The organism is Pseudomonas hamedanensis, from assembly GCF_014268595.2.
Classification (GTDB): Bacteria; Pseudomonadota; Gammaproteobacteria; order Pseudomonadales; family Pseudomonadaceae; genus Aquipseudomonas; species Aquipseudomonas hamedanensis.
In genome coordinates this window covers 5,871,689-5,886,964 of sequence record NZ_CP077091.1, presented here as the reverse complement: position 1 = coordinate 5,886,964, position 15,276 = coordinate 5,871,689, and the positions used below count along the sequence as shown (strand labels likewise).

At 63.2% G+C, this 15,276-nt stretch carries 14 protein-coding genes; 5 read left to right on the top strand and 9 right to left on the bottom strand.

The window, feature by feature from the left end; translation table 11 throughout:
• Positions 1-52: 52 nt before the first annotated feature.
• Entirely contained in the window at positions 53-4,339 is a 4,287-nt protein-coding gene (locus tag HU739_RS25850; RefSeq protein WP_186546735.1) for a DEAD/DEAH box helicase, read from the bottom strand.
• 298 nt (positions 4,340-4,637) lie between these two features.
• Between HU739_RS25850 and HU739_RS25845 the strand changes: the two genes are divergently transcribed.
• Positions 4,638-5,522: a sugar nucleotide-binding protein gene (locus HU739_RS25845; protein ID WP_186546736.1), complete on the top strand. Its 885-nt coding sequence runs from the start codon at positions 4,638-4,640 to the stop codon at positions 5,520-5,522.
• Entirely contained in the window at positions 5,515-6,444 is a 930-nt protein-coding gene (locus HU739_RS25840; RefSeq protein WP_186546737.1) for an NAD-dependent epimerase/dehydratase family protein, read from the top strand. The genes HU739_RS25845 and HU739_RS25840 overlap by 8 nt, the downstream gene beginning before the upstream one ends.
• A 240-nt stretch (positions 6,445-6,684) precedes the next feature.
• Here HU739_RS25840 and HU739_RS25835 read toward each other — a convergent pair whose 3' ends face one another.
• The 5 genes from HU739_RS25835 to HU739_RS25815 all read right to left on the bottom strand — a co-directional run bounded on the left by HU739_RS25835 (position 6,685) and on the right by HU739_RS25815 (position 10,851).
• On the bottom strand, positions 6,685-7,383 hold the full coding sequence (locus HU739_RS25835; RefSeq protein ID WP_186546738.1) for an OmpW/AlkL family protein: 699 nt from the start codon (positions 7,381-7,383) through the stop codon (positions 6,685-6,687).
• A 221-nt stretch (positions 7,384-7,604) separates the two neighbouring features.
• On the bottom strand, positions 7,605-8,123 hold the full coding sequence (locus HU739_RS25830) for a DUF3299 domain-containing protein (RefSeq protein ID WP_186546739.1): 519 nt from the start codon (positions 8,121-8,123) through the stop codon (positions 7,605-7,607).
• Between the two features lie 11 nt (positions 8,124-8,134).
• On the bottom strand, positions 8,135-9,400 hold the full coding sequence (locus HU739_RS25825) for an ABC transporter permease (protein ID WP_186546740.1): 1,266 nt from the start codon (positions 9,398-9,400) through the stop codon (positions 8,135-8,137).
• A 1-nt stretch (position 9,401) separates the two neighbouring features.
• Positions 9,402-10,112, bottom strand: a complete 711-nt coding sequence (locus tag HU739_RS25820) for an ABC transporter ATP-binding protein (RefSeq protein WP_186546741.1) — start codon at positions 10,110-10,112, stop codon at positions 9,402-9,404.
• Between the two features lie 139 nt (positions 10,113-10,251).
• The gene (locus HU739_RS25815; RefSeq protein WP_186546742.1) at positions 10,252-10,851 is read right to left on the bottom strand and encodes a DUF2796 domain-containing protein; all 600 of its coding nucleotides are present in this window, start codon (positions 10,849-10,851) and stop codon (positions 10,252-10,254) included.
• Positions 10,852-10,986: 135 nt separating this feature from the next.
• Here HU739_RS25815 and HU739_RS25810 point away from each other — a divergent pair, with 135 nt between their 5' ends.
• The gene (locus HU739_RS25810) at positions 10,987-11,346 is read left to right on the top strand and encodes a hypothetical protein (protein WP_186546743.1); all 360 of its coding nucleotides are present in this window, start codon (positions 10,987-10,989) and stop codon (positions 11,344-11,346) included.
• A gap of 4 nt (positions 11,347-11,350) precedes the next feature.
• On the opposite strand, the gene trxA is transcribed toward HU739_RS25810, so the two are convergent.
• From trxA to HU739_RS25795, 3 genes are all read right to left on the bottom strand, one after another.
• A complete protein-coding gene (gene trxA, locus HU739_RS25805) occupies positions 11,351-12,223 on the bottom strand; it encodes a thioredoxin (RefSeq protein WP_186546744.1) in 873 nt (290 codons plus the stop codon).
• Positions 12,224-12,404: 181 nt separating this feature from the next.
• Positions 12,405-13,061: a class I SAM-dependent methyltransferase gene (locus HU739_RS25800; RefSeq protein WP_186546745.1), complete on the bottom strand. Its 657-nt coding sequence runs from the start codon at positions 13,059-13,061 to the stop codon at positions 12,405-12,407.
• Entirely contained in the window at positions 13,058-13,522 is a 465-nt protein-coding gene (locus HU739_RS25795; RefSeq protein ID WP_186546746.1) for a YbaY family lipoprotein, read from the bottom strand. The genes HU739_RS25800 and HU739_RS25795 overlap by 4 nt, the downstream gene beginning before the upstream one ends.
• 128 nt (positions 13,523-13,650) lie before the next feature.
• Here HU739_RS25795 and nrdR point away from each other — a divergent pair, with 128 nt between their 5' ends.
• On the top strand, positions 13,651-14,115 hold the full coding sequence (nrdR, locus tag HU739_RS25790; protein ID WP_007910946.1) for a transcriptional regulator NrdR: 465 nt from the start codon (positions 13,651-13,653) through the stop codon (positions 14,113-14,115).
• A complete protein-coding gene (ribD, locus tag HU739_RS25785) occupies positions 14,112-15,245 on the top strand; it encodes a bifunctional diaminohydroxyphosphoribosylaminopyrimidine deaminase/5-amino-6-(5-phosphoribosylamino)uracil reductase RibD (protein ID WP_186546747.1) in 1,134 nt (377 codons plus the stop codon). The genes nrdR and ribD overlap by 4 nt, the downstream gene beginning before the upstream one ends.
• Positions 15,246-15,276: the final 31 nt, after the last annotated feature.

The window sequence follows — 15,276 nt, the reverse complement described above, 5'->3', positions numbered from 1 at the left end:
ATTCCAAAATGTAGGAGTGAGCCTGCTCGCGATAGCGGCAGAACAGACACCCTCAATGCCGGATCAATTTCCTGCCTATCTGCTCCATGGCATCTTGATCCAGCGCCACCCACACCTGCTGCTTGCCAGCAACCATCGCCGCCGCCGGAACCCCATCGCGATACACCAGCCGATTGCTCGCCAGCGCCGGCACTTTCACGCCCGGCAACAACGTCCCGGCCAGATTCAACGGATCAACCCCACACACCGCCACCAGAGCACCGTCATGCGGGCGCCGGCGCACTTCGCGCAATAACGGGATCGCCTCAGGCAGCGCAAATTGCTCACCCGCCAAACCGCTGACAAACCGCCCGCCACGAATCTCGCCCCGCGCCTCCAGCCGATGAAACGTGCGCAACAATTCGCGCCAGCTCGGCAGCCAATCCGCTTCCCGCTCCAGCAAACGCCAGAACACCACGCCGTAGCGGCGCAGCAGAGTCTTGGCGACGTGTTCAAGTGTCGCAGTCGCATCTACCGTCGAAGCTCGGCGCAGCAATGCCCAACGCCCGGCGTCGTCCATCCCGCCAATAAATGCACCGCGTCCGCGCCGGCTGCTGCGCTGTTGACGCTTGCTCGCCGGGGTAATCAACGCGCGCAGGCCGGCGAAGCTGTCGGCGTTCACCAGCCCGGCGCCGACCAGTTCCTGCAAGGCGATTTCCAGTTCGGCGCGCAGCAGGTGCGCCTCATGAACCAGCTCATCGAAAAACAGTGCGCCGTGCTGACTCAATGCCTCAAAGACCTTTTGCGCTTTCGGCGACAGTTCGCTGACCGGTGTCTGCTCGGCCAACGCACGCCACGTGCCGACCTGACTGCGCGGCAACAACACGATCGGCGTACTGCGCAACGCCGTGCCGCTGCCACTCTGCCGTGCGCTGATACGCGTCCATACCAGTTTGCCGTTGCGGCACAGCTCATCCAGCCAGCTCGGCGAATAGTCCTTGAGGCGTGCCGGGAGGATGTCGCTGTCCCACGCCGAAGCCGCCGCCGGATAGCCCTCGAACTGCCCGACAATCGCCGGCAACACCGCGCTGCCCTGGCCTTGCGTGGCCGGCGTCAGATGCTGCCAGTCGAACAGAAAACGCATGAAATCCTGTAGCGCCACCGGTTCGATTTCCCGGCGCAGACGTTTGACCGTGTAGCGATGGATACGCGCGAGCAGATGGCGCTCGCACCACTCTTCAACCGCACGCTTGGGCGTGAACTGGCCGCGCAAGACATAACCTTCGCGCTCCAGTCGGGCGAGGGCCTGATTGATTTGCGCGGCTGGAAGGGCAAGCGGCTCGGCGATGGCGGGCAAGGGTATCGGCCCGAAGGCGCCGAGGCGGGCGCGGATCACTTCGACCAGAGCATCGTCGAATGTCCACGCTTCGTCGAAACCGGGCAGCGCCACCGCTGCGCTCGCCAACGTCGCCTGTGGATAAAGTGCTTGCAGGCAACTCAACCGTTCGCGAGCCAGCCATAGCTGATGGTTGGGGTCTATCTGCAGCAAGCAGGCGCGCCCACTGGTCATCAACGTCTGTAACCACTCCAGCCAACCCGCATTGGTCTCCGCTTCCGCACCGCTGACGCAGGCGAGGCTCATCAGTGCTTCGTGCATTTCGTCCACGGAATTGGGCGACGGCCAGGCTTCTTCGCGCACCGCGCGGATAGCGTCGGCGTCCAGCGCGCCGAGGTCATCGGTTGATTGCGGATCGCTCCAGCGCCGATTGATCACGGCCTGGGTTCGGCGTTCCTCAAGCGGCGCGTCATCCAGAAAGGTGTACGGCCGGGCGCTGAGAATTTCCGCCGCCAGTGGCGAGGGCGCCGGCAGGTCGCGACTGATCAGGCGCACCTCGCCACGCTCCATGCGCCGCAGCAGGGTCAGCCAGCCTTCGCAGTCCATCGCTTCGTGCAGACAATCGTCGAGGGTCTGTTCGATCAAGGGATGCTCGGGTATTTCCCGTTCGCCAGCGAGATTTTCCAGGCAGGCAATCTGATCGGGAAACACGCTGGCGATCAGGTCTTCGCTTTTCATTCTTTGCAATTGCGGCGCGACTTTGCGCCCGCCGGTAAAACGCGGCAGCGCCAGCGCCACCCCGGCATTCCAGCGCCAGCGCACGCCGAACAGCGGCGCATCGAGTACCGCTTGAATCAGGAGATGTTCGGCGCTGTTGCTGTGCAGGTAACGCCAAACCTCATCAAGTTCGAAACTGTGGCTGGTCGACAGCGACAGCACGATCGCGTCCTCGCTGGCGGCGGCCTGCAATTCGAAATTGAACGTGCGGCAAAAGCGCTTGCGCAGGGCCAGGCCCCAGGCGCGGTTGATGCGGCTGCCGAATGGCGTGTGGATGATCAGTTGCGTGCCGCCGGATTCGTCGAAAAACCGTTCCATCAGCAACGTGTCCTGCGAAGGCAGGGCGCCGAGAGTCTGCCGCGCGCGGGCGAGATATTCGACCAGTTGCTCGGCGCTGGCGAGGTTGAGGCCCAGGGTGGCGGTCAGCCAGTCGAGGGCCGGTTGCAGATTGCCGGGACTGGCGCTGAGCAAGCCGTCCAGTTGCGCTTGCAGGCGCGCCACGGCGGCCGACAGCTCATCACTGCGCCCCGGCGCTTCGCCGAGCCAGAACGGAATCGTCGGCGGCATGCCCTGCGCGTCCTCGACCCGCACCTTGCCGCTCTCCACCCGCAGGATGCGGTAAGAGGTATTGCCGAGCTGGAACACATCGCCGGCGATACTTTCCACGGCGAAGTCTTCGTTGACGCTGCCAATGTTCAAGCCCTGTGGTTCGAGCAGCACGCTGTAGTCGGCATTGTCGGGAATCGTCCCGCCACTGGTCACGGCGGTCAGTTGCGCGCCACGCCGGCCGCGCAGGGTGCGACTGACAGCGTCGCGGTGCAGGTAAGCACTGCGAATGCCCTGGCGGCCGTTGTAGCCCTCGGCGAGCATGCTCAGCAACGCCTGATAATGTTTTTCGTCGAGATCCCGGTAAGGCGAGGCTTTGCGCAACATCGCCAGCAAGGCGTCTTCCGACCACTCCTGGCAACTGACCTCGGCAATGATCTGCTGCGCGAGCACGTCCAGCGGCGCCTCGGGGATGTGCAGGGTATCGAGCTCGCCACGGCGCACGCAGTCGAGCAGGGCGGCGCATTCGATCAGGTCGTCGCGGGTGGTGGCGAACAACCGGCCCTTGGGCGTGCCGCCGACCTGGTGTCCGGAACGGCCGACCCGTTGCAGGAACGCGGCAATCGAGCGTGGCGAGCTGATCTGACAGACCAGATCGACTTCGCCGATATCGATGCCCAGTTCCAGCGAGGCGGTAGCGATCAGCACCTGCAACTCACCGCGCTTGAGCCGTTGTTCGGCGTCGAGGCGAAACTCCTTGGCCAGGCTGCCATGGTGCGCCGCCACGGCCTGCTTGCCGAGTCGTTCGCTCAGATGGCGGCTGAGGCGCTCGGCGAGGCGCCGGGTGTTGACGAATATCAGCGTGGTGCGATGCTCGCGCGCCAGTTCGGCGAGGCGGTCATACACCAACGCCCAGACATCGTTGGCCATGACTGCCGATAACGGCACGGGCGGTACTTCGATGCCGAGGTCCCGTGGGCGGGCGTGGCCGATGTCGATGATTTCGCAGGGTCGATCCTGCCCGACCAGAAACTGCGCCACGGCGGCCAACGGCTTCTGCGTTGCCGACAGGCCGATGCGGGTCAGTGGCTCGTTGCACAACGCTTGCAGCCGTTCCAGGCTCAAGGCCAAGTGACTGCCGCGTTTGCCCCCGGCCATGGCGTGGATTTCATCGATGATCACCGTGCGCGTGGTGCCGAGCATCTTGCGCCCGGATTCTGAGCCGAGCAGCACGTACAGCGACTCCGGTGTGGTCACCAGAATGTGCGGCGCGGTCTTGCGCATCGCCACGCGCTCTTTCTGCGGCGTATCGCCCGTGCGCACGGCGGTGCTGATGGTCAACTCCGGCAGGCCCATTTCGCGCAACTGCGCGGTGATGCCGGCGAGCGGATTTTGCAGGTTGATCTGGATGTCGTTGGACAGCGCTTTCAGCGGCGAGACGTAGACCACCAGAGTCTCAGCGGGCAGGCCGTCAGGATGTTCCAGGCCTCGGTGGACGAGGTCATCGATCACGGCGAGGAACGCGGTCAGGGTTTTGCCTGAGCCGGTGGGCGCGGCGATCAGCGTCGAACGGCGCTGGCGGATCAACGGCCACGCACGGGCCTGAGCAGCGGTGACCGCCGGGAAGGTATTGCTGAACCAGGCGCTGACGGCAGGGTGGAAGCCTGCCAGAGCACTGTTGGCGGGGAGGGGCAGATTCATGGATAAAGTTATGCGGGCGGGGGCAGCAAGATGCAAGTACCGCTGGGGATCTCCAGCGGCTGGCAGGGCCTCTTCGCGAGCAAGCTCGCTCCCACAGGGGAACGCATTTCAACTGTGGGAGCGAGCTTGCTCGCGAAGGGGTCGGTCGGGACGCTGCAAAATCCGCGGATGTACACTTTACGGATGACGGTTGCGCACTAAACCCGCAAAATGCAACGATTCCGGCAATTATCGACGACGGTTCCCCGTGTTCCGTCGCTAAAGCCATCGTTCCAATCAGACTGGGCCTGCTGACTCTATGCGAATGCGCCTTATGTTACTGGGCGGCGGAAATGCCCTTGGGCAGGCGCTGATTCGCCTCGGTGCGGAGGAAGACATCGGTTTCCTCGCCCCCCGCCCGCCCGAAAACGGCTGGGATGCCGCGAGCCTGACCCAATTGCTCGACGACACGCGTCCCGATGCGTTGATCAACCTCGCCTACTATTTCGACTGGTTCCAGGCCGAAACCGTCAGTGAAAGCCGCATGGCCGGACAGGAGCGAGCGGTCGAGCGCCTCGCCGAATTGTGCCAGCACCACAACATAATTCTCGTGCAGCCATCCAGTTACCGGGTGTTCGACGGCTCGCGCGCCACCGCTTACAGCGAAAAAGACGAGCCCGTGCCGCTGGGGCTGCGCGGCCAGGCGTTGTGGCGGATCGAGCAAAGTGTGCGCGCGACCTGCCCGCAACATGTCCTGCTGCGTTTCGGCTGGCTGCTCGATGACAGCCCGGATGGCACCCTCGGGCGTTTTCTCGCCCGAGCCGAAAAGCCGGAAGAGTTGTTGATGGCCGACGACCGTCGCGGCAATCCGACCCCGGTCGACGACGCTGCGCGGGTGATCATTTCCGTGCTCAAGCAACTCGATTGCGCCGCGCCGCTGTGGGGCACCTATCACTACGCCGGCCACGAAGCGACCACGCCACTGGCGCTGGGCCAGGCGATTCTCACCGAAGCACGCAGCCTGCACGCGCTGGCCATCGAAGCACCGACCGCGCAGGCGCACGCCGCCCGTCCGGACGCTGCCGAAGAGCCGCAACACGCCGTGCTGGCCTGCAAGAAGATTCTGCACACGTTCGGGATCAAGCCGCGCGCCTGGCGCGCCGCGCTCCCGGCCTTACTGGACAGGTTTTATCGTCATGGCTGAAGGGACTGTTTTAATCACCGGCGGAGCCGGTTTCATCGGCTCGCACCTGACCGACGCCTTGCTCGCCAAGGGCTATGCGGTGCGCGTACTGGACGATCTGTCGACCGGCAAGCGCAGCAACCTGCCGCTGGACAATCCGAAGGTTGAACTGCGGGTCGGCGATGTCGCCGATGCCGCGCTGGTCGCGCAGGCAATGCAAGGTTGCGTTGCTGTCGCTCATCTGGCGGCCGTGGCTTCGGTGCAGGCCTCGGTGGACGATCCGGTGAGAACGCACCAGAGCAACTTCATCGGCACGCTGAATGTCTGCGAAGCCATGCGCCTGGCCGGGGTCAAACGTGTGGTCTATGCCTCCAGCGCGGCGGTGTACGGCAACAACGGCGAGGGCGAGTCGATTGACGAAGACACGCCGAAAGCACCGCTGACGCCCTATGCTTCGGACAAACTGGCCGGTGAGCATTACTTCGATTTCTATCGTCGCCAGCATGCTCTGGAACCGGCGATTTTCCGTTTCTTCAACATCTTCGGCCCACGCCAGGATCCGTCCTCGCCGTACTCGGGCGTGATCAGTATCTTCAGCGAGCGCGCGCAGAAAGGTCTGCCGATCACTGTGTTTGGCGATGGCGAGCAGACCCGCGATTTCCTCTATGTCGGGGATCTGGTCGATTTGCTGGTGCAGGCGATTGAAAAGCCTGAAGTACAGGAAGGCGCGGTGAATGTCGGCTGGAATCAGGCGATGAGTCTGAAGCAGATGCTGGAAGCGTTGGAATCGGTGGTTGGCGAGTTGCCCCCCGTGAGTTACGGGCCGGCGCGCTCGGGCGATATTCGCCATTCGCGGGCGGATAACCGGCGGTTGCTGGAGCGCTTTGAAATGCCGCCGCAGACGCCGATGAGTGTGGGGTTGGCGCGCTTGCTCGGGCGCTGAATCTGAACAAAAAAGGCGCCTTTACAGGCGCCTTTTTTGTGGGCGAGATGTTGCTTCAAATGTTTGGCAACTCTTGTGGCGAGGGAGCTTGCTCCCGCCTCGACTGCAGAGCAGTCGCCATTCCAGTCAATGCGGTTTTTCTGAAGCACCGCTTTTGCCGGTTTGGGGGTCGCTTCGCAACCCGGCGGGAGCAAGCTCCCTCGCCACATTAGCCCGCATTCACCACCACGCGAATGTTCATTAAAACTTATAGCCCAAACCAACCATGTAGATGAACGGATCGACATCCACATTGACCCGCGCACGGGTGCCCGGGGCAACGGCATTGTTTTCGACGGTCGCACGGGTATCGATATCGATGTAGCGCACCTGGGCGTTGAGCATGATGTTGTCGGTGAGCATGTAGTCGGCGCCGACCTGCCACGCCAGGCCCCAGGAGTTTTTCGCCTTGAAGTTACTGAAGCCGTTGGCGCTCGCTTCGCTGCCGACGTGCTCGTCGTAGATCCAGGTGTAGTTGATGCCGCCGCCGACATACGGCTGGAAGGCCGACTTCGAATCCAGCGGGTAGTAAACGACACTAAGGGTTGGCGGCAGGTGTTTCAGGGTGCCGAGCTTGCCGTTGGCCGCTGGCAGGGCAGTGCCCTTGAGCTTGACGTCATGCTCGAACGGCGTGGCCGCGAGCAGTTCGATGCCGACGTGGCTGGTGAGCATGTAGGCGAAGTTAAGACCCAGTTGGGTGTCGCTGCTCATCGTCGCTTTGCCGCCCAGGTCGGCGCCGCGCAACGGACCCTGATCGACCTTGACGCTGGAGCTGTCGGCCTTCGGGTTGACGGTGATCGCACCGGCGCGAATGAGAATGTCACCGGCCTCGTGGGCGTGGGCGAGCGGGGCCGCGAGCGCGAGGGCAAGCAGCGAGGCGCTGAGCAAGGACTTGTTCATGGGGGCTCCGAAGGACTTGAAAAGATTCGATGTCCTAGGGTACGAAGCCGTCTGATACGGTGTTTTGACTCAGCTCAATGAAACAGTGAAGGGCTGGTTTTTTGTGGCGCCCGTGCTGGCTTTTTCGCGAGCAAGCCCGCTCCCACAGGGGAATGCATTCCAAATGTGGGAGCGGGCTTGCTCGCGAAGGCTATGGCTCAATCAACACAAAACTGCCAGGTTCACTCCGGCAGCTCATACGCATAAATCTTGTCCGCCTCCATCTGATACCCGGCATCGGCCAGCTCACTGCTCGACGCTTTCACCTGCAATGGCCCTTCAACCCAGTACGGCTGATACAGCTCATCGAGCTTCACACCGAGTTCACTTTTCACATGCACGATCTGGTTCGACGGCGGGGGCGGCACATGGATGCAGGCGCCGAAATACGGCACCAGCAAAAAGTCCGTGGTGCGCCCCTCTTCGCTGACTTCCAGCGGCACGATGTAGCCGGGCAGGCGAATATTCTGGCCGTCGAGGCTCTGCACCACCGGCGCGTTCGGCATGTCCTGTTTCGCTGCCGGCGCGGCTTCGGCAGACAGCGCGTCGCCCATTTTCGACAAGTCGTGCAGCGGCGTCATGTTGGGCACTTCCGGCGCGGCGTCCGGCGGGATCATCTCCGACCAGGTCAGGTCTTTCGGTGCCGCTGCCCACACGGGCAGGGCGACCAGCATCAGCAGCGCAAGCAGGGCGCGGGGCATGGTGAATGTCCTCATAAACGGATCGACAGGCCATCGGCCAGGGATTGGCGATACGCGCGCCAGGCCGGCACGCTGCCCATCAGCAGCGCGGCTGCCAGAATGCCACCGAGCAGCGTCCATTCATACTCGCTTGGCCACGCCAGCGGCAGATACAAACCGTAATTGGCCTGCACATAACCCTGCGCAGCGGCGATGCCGATGTACAGCAGCGCCAGCCCGGCGATCACTCCGGTCAGCGCTAAAGCAAACGCTTCCAGCACCAGCAGACTTGCAATGTGCCACGGTCGCGCGCCCACCGACCGCAGAATCGCCATCTCGCGGCGACGCTCGTTGAGGCTGGTGAGAATCGCCGTGAGCATGCCGATCAATCCGGTCAGCACGACGAACAGCGAGACCACAAACAAGGCTTTCTCCGCCGTGCTCATCAGGCTCCACAGTTCTTGCAGGGCCACGCCCGGCAGAATCGCCAGCATCGGCTCGCCGCGGTATTCATTGATCTCGCGTTGCAGCGCAAACGTGGAAATCTTGCTGTTGAGGCCGAGCATGAACGCGGTGATCGCCTGCGGCGTCAGGTCCATGTTGCGCGCCTGATCGGCACTGATCCGGCCGTTGCCGCGCGCCGGCACGCCGTTGTGCCAGTCGACATGAATCGCCTCCATGCCACCGAGACTGATGTGCAGCGTGCGGTCCACCGGCGTGCCGGTACGCTGGAGAATGCCGACCACGGTGAACGGTTTGTCATCGTGCTTGACCAGACTGATCGCCGCCACGCCGTGGGCCAGCACCAGTTGGTCGCCGAGTTTGTAGTGCAGCGCTTCGGCGACTTCGGCACCGAGCACCACTTCGAACGGATCGGTGGCAAACGCCCGCCCGTCGGCCAAGGCCAGATGCTGCTGGCGGCCGTACTGGTAATGCTCGAAATAGGCTTGCGTGGTGCCCATCACGCGGTAGCCGCGATGGGAGTCGCCGAGGGACATCGGGATGGCCCACTTCACTTTCGGGTTACTGGCGAAATGTTCGAAGCTGTCCCAGCGGATGTTGTTGGTGGCGTTGCCGATGCGGAACACCGAATACAACAGCAGATTCACCGAGCCGGAACGGGCGCCGACGATCAGGTCGGTGCCGCTGATGGTGCTGGCGAAACTGGCTTTGGCTTCGGTGCGCACGCGCTCGACGGCAAGCAAAAGGCACACCGACAGGGCGATGGCGAAAGCGGTGAGCAACGCAGTAAAGCGGCGGTTGGCCAGGCTGGCCATGGCCAGACGAAACAGATACATCTCAGACCTCGGCGGACGTGGCGGCGCGATTGAGTTCGGCCAGGGACAGGTGACGGTCGAACAGCGGCGCCAGACTCTGGTCGTGGCTGACGAACAGCAGACTCGATCCGGCCTCGCGGCATTCGGCAAACAGCAGCCGGAGGAAATTCTCCCGGGCATCGTAATCCAGCGCCGAGGTCGGCTCGTCGGCGATCACCAGTTCCGGCTGGCCGATCAACGCGCGCGCTGCCGCCACCCGTTGCTGCTGGCCGATGGACAACGAATCGGCACGACGGCCGAGCAGGCTTTGATCTTTCAGGCCGAGGTGGGCGAGCAGGGTCGCGGCGGCCTGATCGATGCTGCCGTGGCGCTGTTTCGCCCGTTGCGCACGCAGCCTGGAAAAATGACACGGCAGCTCAACGTTTTCGCGCACCGAGAGAAACGGCAGCAGGTTGAATTGCTGAAAAATGTAGCCGGTGTGATCAACACGAAAGGTGTCGCGCTTGCCGGCAGAGAGTTCGGTCAGTTCCTGGCCGAGCAGGCGAATGCTGCCACGACCGGGTTTCTGCACCCCGCCAAGCAGGCCGAGCAGGGTAGTCTTGCCACTGCCGCTGGGGCCTTTGAGAAACAGGGTTTCGCCGGCTTCCAGGCGAAACGCCGGGATGTCCAGCAACGGCGGGTGACCGGGCCAGTTGAAGCCCAGGTCGGACAGTTCGATGAGTGCTTGGGTCATTTGAAACCGATCGGGTAGTTGCGTGGCCCTTGTGTAGGAGTGAGCCTGCTCGCGATGGCGGTGGGTCAGTCAGCACAGTTGCTGAATGTGCTGGCCTCATCGCGAGCAGGCTCACTCCTACAGGGGATCTCTACAATATTCAGAATTTAAGGGCAGCCGCCTTCGCCGTCACTTCCGTGCCTTGCTGGCCGCTGGCGCTGATCAGTTGTACCTGAATTTTCTGCGTCGCCGGGAAGGTCTTGAACAGGTTCGCCAGATCCAGGGTTTTCAACGCGCCCGGGGTGGCGCAACTGAACTGATAGTGCGCATGGATTTCGCTGTGGTCGTCATGATGCTCATGCCCCTCCTTGTCCGCTTCCTCTTCATCGTGATCAGCGGCATCCGGTTTGTCACCGAACAGCGGGCTTTCCAGTTCCTGGCTGACCACTTTGCAGCCGGCCGCCGCTGGCAAGCTGAACAGGGCCAGCGGTTTTTCAAGCTGCGCACGGGCAGCAGCAACTTTTGCCTTGTCCGCGTCGGATGTGGCGGCGTGTTCAAAACCCACCAGGTTCATCGCCGGGCTTTCCAGTTCCAGCTCCAGGGTCTGACCGTCGAGCGCGGCATTCAGGCGACCCACGCCATGTTCATGGGCGCCAAGGCTACCGTGCTCATGGTCGTGATCATGATCGTGCTCATCAGCCGCATGGGCGATGGCCAGCGGCAACAGGGCAAACGGCAAAGCGAGCAGCAGACGACGCATGGCGGACTCCGGGAGGTAAAGTGAAAAGTTTGTTATGTAATCTTATAACGAAAGTGCGCAGAGTGTGCCCGTGCGCTTGGCGTTGCACAAGTCCCGTGGGAGCATGCAGGCCAGAAAAGTGCAGGAGCGAACTCGATGTTGCGGATACGCGGAACGGTCGGCGAGGTGCCGGTGGATTTGACGGTGGAGCTGGATGACAGCGATTGGGCCAGGCTCGGTTCGGCGCTCAGCGGGCAGGCGCCGATTGCGCAGTCTGGAGCGGTCGCGCCAGTCCCGGCGGCGAAGCCGCAGAATCAGGACGATGCGTTGTGGCAGGTGGCGAAAGACTTGTTGCGCAAGGCTGGGCAACTCAGTGGGCCGGATCTGCTTGATCAGCTCGAAGCGTTGACGGGCAGCGCGGCGGCGGGCAAGCGCTTGCTGGTGCGTTTGCGCCACAGCGCTGATGTGAAAGTAGTGAGCGGCGGGGATACGCCGCTCTACAGCTGGATCGAGTGAGCGCTTAGTACAACGCCGCGAACATTTTGCGGCGGTAAGCGGTTACCAGCGGGTGATCATTGCCCAGCAGCTCGAACACCTGCAGCAAGGTCTTGTGCGGCAAGCCTTCGCCATAGCTGCGATTGCGGATGAACAGCTTCAGCAGGGCGTCCAACGCTGCTTCGTATTGCTGGCGCGCCAGTTGCTGGATCGCCAGTTGATACACCGCTTCATCGTCCTGCGGATTCTGCGCCAGGCGGCTTTTCAGATCGGCGGCGTCCGGCAGGTCGCGGGCCAGACCGAGGAACTGGATCTGCGCCTTGGCCCCGGCCAGCGCAGCTTTGTGTTCGTCGCTCTTGACCGCGTCGAGCACGGTTTGCGCTTCGCCCAGCTCACCGCGCTCGGTCAGGCAGCGCGCGTAGAGGATCAGCGCCTTGGCGTTGCTGTTGTCTTCATTGAGCATGGCGACCAGCGCGGCTTCGGCGTCGGCGAAACGACCCTCGTCAAACATTGCCTGCGCCTGTTCGAACGGATCGGCGGCGGCAGGTGGCGGCATTTGCACATGCGGCTCGAGCAGGGCGCGCACCGCAGACTCCGGCTGCGCACCGGCAAAGCCGTCGACCGGTTGCCCGTCCTTGAACAGCACCACGGTCGGCAGGCTGCGGATGCCGAAGCGGGCCACGATGTCCTGCTCGATGTCGCAATTGACCTTGGCCAGCAGCAGCTCTCCCTGATAGCTCTCGGCAATGCCTTGCAGCATCGGCATCAGCGCCTTGCACGGCGCACACCATTCGGCCCAGAAATCCACCAGCACCGGTTTGTTGAAGGAGGCTTCGATCACCGACTGGTCGAAATCGGCAGTCGTGGCGTCGAAGATGTACGGCGTTTGCTGACTCATGGGGGATCTCGTAAAAGCGTGGATGGGCTCACTATAAAGCTTCGCGAGGGGCTGCTGAAAGCCGTAACACTGATCGTTCCCATGCTCCGCGTGGGAATGCCTCCGGTGACGCTCTGCGTCACGCCGTACGAAGGGACGCGGAGCGTCCCGGGCTGCATTCCCACGCAGAGCGTGGGAACGATCATGCGCGGGTGGCGTGGTAGAGGCTGACATGCCGAAATTCTTCCGGCTCGGCGAGGTCGGGCAGGGTCATCGCCTCAAGCACTTCAATCCGCTCATACAACGGATGGCGGAAATCCCTCACCCGCGAATCCGCCACCAGCGCCTCGCGGCCGCGACTGAGAAACGCGTCGAGCAGCGGGAGATTCGCCCGGTCGTACAACACGTCGGCGACCAGAATCAGATCGAAGCGATCGGCCTCGGCAAAGAAATCCGTCGAATAGCCCATCTGCACATCATTGAGTTCGGCATTTGCCCGGCACGCTGCGATCGCCAGCGGATCCAGATCGCAGGCCACCACTTCCAGCGCGCCGGCTTTCACCGCCGCGATGCCGGCGATCCCGGAGCCGGCGCCGAAATCCAGCACGCGTCTGCCGCGTACCCATTCGGGAAACTCGACCAGATAACGCGCCACCGCCAGACCGCTGGCCCAGCAAAAGCTCCAATAGGGCGGCTCATGCAGGATGCGCCGGGTTTCTTCCTGGCTGAACTCGCGGGCCATGTTGTCGCCGTCGATCAGCCATAACTGCAAGTCACTGCCTGGCAACGCACAGGCTTTCAGTCTGGCGTCGCCGAGCAATTCACCCAGAGCCTGCTGGAGGTCGAGCGGTGCCTTCATGGCGCTTTGACAAATTGCAACTGGCCCAGCGCTTGAGTGGTTGGCTGGGTGATGGTCTGCGACGGCAGATGCAGGATCAATTGGCCGGACTGACTGGCGCGACCGCGCAGTTCAACCCGCGCGCCGGCCGGGAAGGCCTGCGGGTTGAAGCGCAGGCGGAAGGGCAGGATCTGGTTGTTGCCGATCAGGCTGGAACTGGCGAGCAATTGTTGCGGGCGGTCCTTGTCATCGATCACCAGCAGCGCCAGTTCGACTTCGGCGCCGGCCGGCACGCCCTGCAGGGTGCCGCTCAGTTCACGCTGATGCGCCGGCAGCGGGCCGAGTTCGGCGGCCTCTTTGGCTTTTTTCTGGGCCTGCTGTGGGGCCGGACCGGGCGTCGGCGGTTGCGGCTTGGGCGCATCGCTGCCACAGGCCACCAGCAGGCTGAAAAGACTGAGCAAAACGAGCGGTCGTAACGGCATTGGAAGCTCCGGCAAAATGAAATCCATGGATCAGACGATCATGCCGTTCTGTATACCGCAAAGCCTATGGCTTGTCTTGCCACCGGGATGCGCTACCATGGCCCTCCCATTTTTTGTTGCCAGCCACCATGCACTGTCCCTTCTGCGGTGCCAACGACACCAAGGTCATCGACTCGCGTCTGGTCGCCGAGGGCGAACAGGTGCGCCGCCGGCGTGAATGCCTGGCCTGCGGCGAGCGGTTCACGACGTTCGAGACGGCCGAACTGGTGTTGCCGCGCCTGATCAAAACCGACGGCAGCCGCCAACCGTTCGACGAAGAAAAACTCCGTGCCGGCATGCAGCGCGCCCTGGAGAAACGTCCGGTGAGCGTCGAGCGCCTCGAATCCTCTCTGGTCCACATCAAGCACAAGCTGCGCGCCACCGGCGAACGCGAGGTCAAATCCCTCGTGGTCGGCGAGTTGGTCATGGCTGAATTGCAAAAGCTTGATGAAGTCGCCTACATCCGTTTTGCTTCGGTGTACAAGCGCTTCCAGGACCTCAATGAGTTTCGCGAAGAGATCGACCGCCTCGCCCGCGAGCCGGTGAAAGAATGACCACTGCCGCCGAGCAAGCCATCCTCGACGCCCATTTCATGGCCCGCGCGCTTGAACTGGCGCGCAAAGGTCACTACACCACTCATCCCAATCCACGGGTCGGCTGTGTGGTGATGCGTGACGGGCAGATTGTCGGCGAAGGCTGGCATGAGCGCGCTGGCGAACCCCATGCCGAAGTCCACGCCTTGCGCGCTGCCGGAGAGCTGGCCCGGGGCGCCACCGCTTACGTGACCCTCGAACCGTGCAGCCATCACGGTCGGACCCCGCCGTGCGCCGATGCGCTGGTCAACGCTGGCGTGGGACGGGTGGTCGCGGCAATGCGCGATCCGAACCCGCAAGTTGCCGGACGCGGTTTGCAGCGCCTGGCCGAGGCCGGCATCGCCACCGCAAGTGGTGTGCTCGAAGGCGAGGCGCGCCAGCTCAATCAAGGTTTCCTGAAACGCATGGAACACGGCTTGCCGTTCGTGCGGGTCAAGCTGGCGATGAGCCTGGACGGGCGCACCGCAATGGAAAACGGCGAGAGCCAATGGATCACCGGCCCGGCCGCGCGTTCCGCGGTGCAGCGTTTGCGCGCTGAGGCTGCGGTGGTGCTGACCGGCGCCGATACGGTGCTGGCCGATGGCGCGCGATTGACCGTGCGCGCTGACGAGTTGGGCCTGGATCCCGGGCAAACCGCTCTGGCCATGAGCCGCCCGCCGTTGCGCGTGTTGATTGACGGTCGCCTGCGGGTGCCGCTGGATGCGCCGTTCTTCAAGGCTGGCCCGGCGCTGGTTGCTACCTGCGTCGCCGTCGAAGAACAGTACGCCAATGGTCCGGAATGTCTGATCGTGCCGGGTGAAGACGGCCAGGTCGATCTGCATCAGTTGCTGATCGAACTGGCCAGTCGCGGCGTCAACGAAGTGCTGGTCGAGGCCGGCCCGCGCCTGGCCGGTGCCTTTGCCCAGCTCGGCCTGGTCGATGAGTTCGTGATTTTCATTGCCGGCAAGTTTCTCGGTTCCACGGCGCGGCCGTTGCTGGACTGGCCGCTGGCCCATATGAAGGACGCCCCAGAGCTGAAAATCACTGAAATCCGTGCGGTGGGCGATGACTGGCGAGTCACTGCCATCCCTGTCCCCTCGGCCCGCGTATAATTCCCGGCCATTGCGTAAGCGCTGGCCCAGT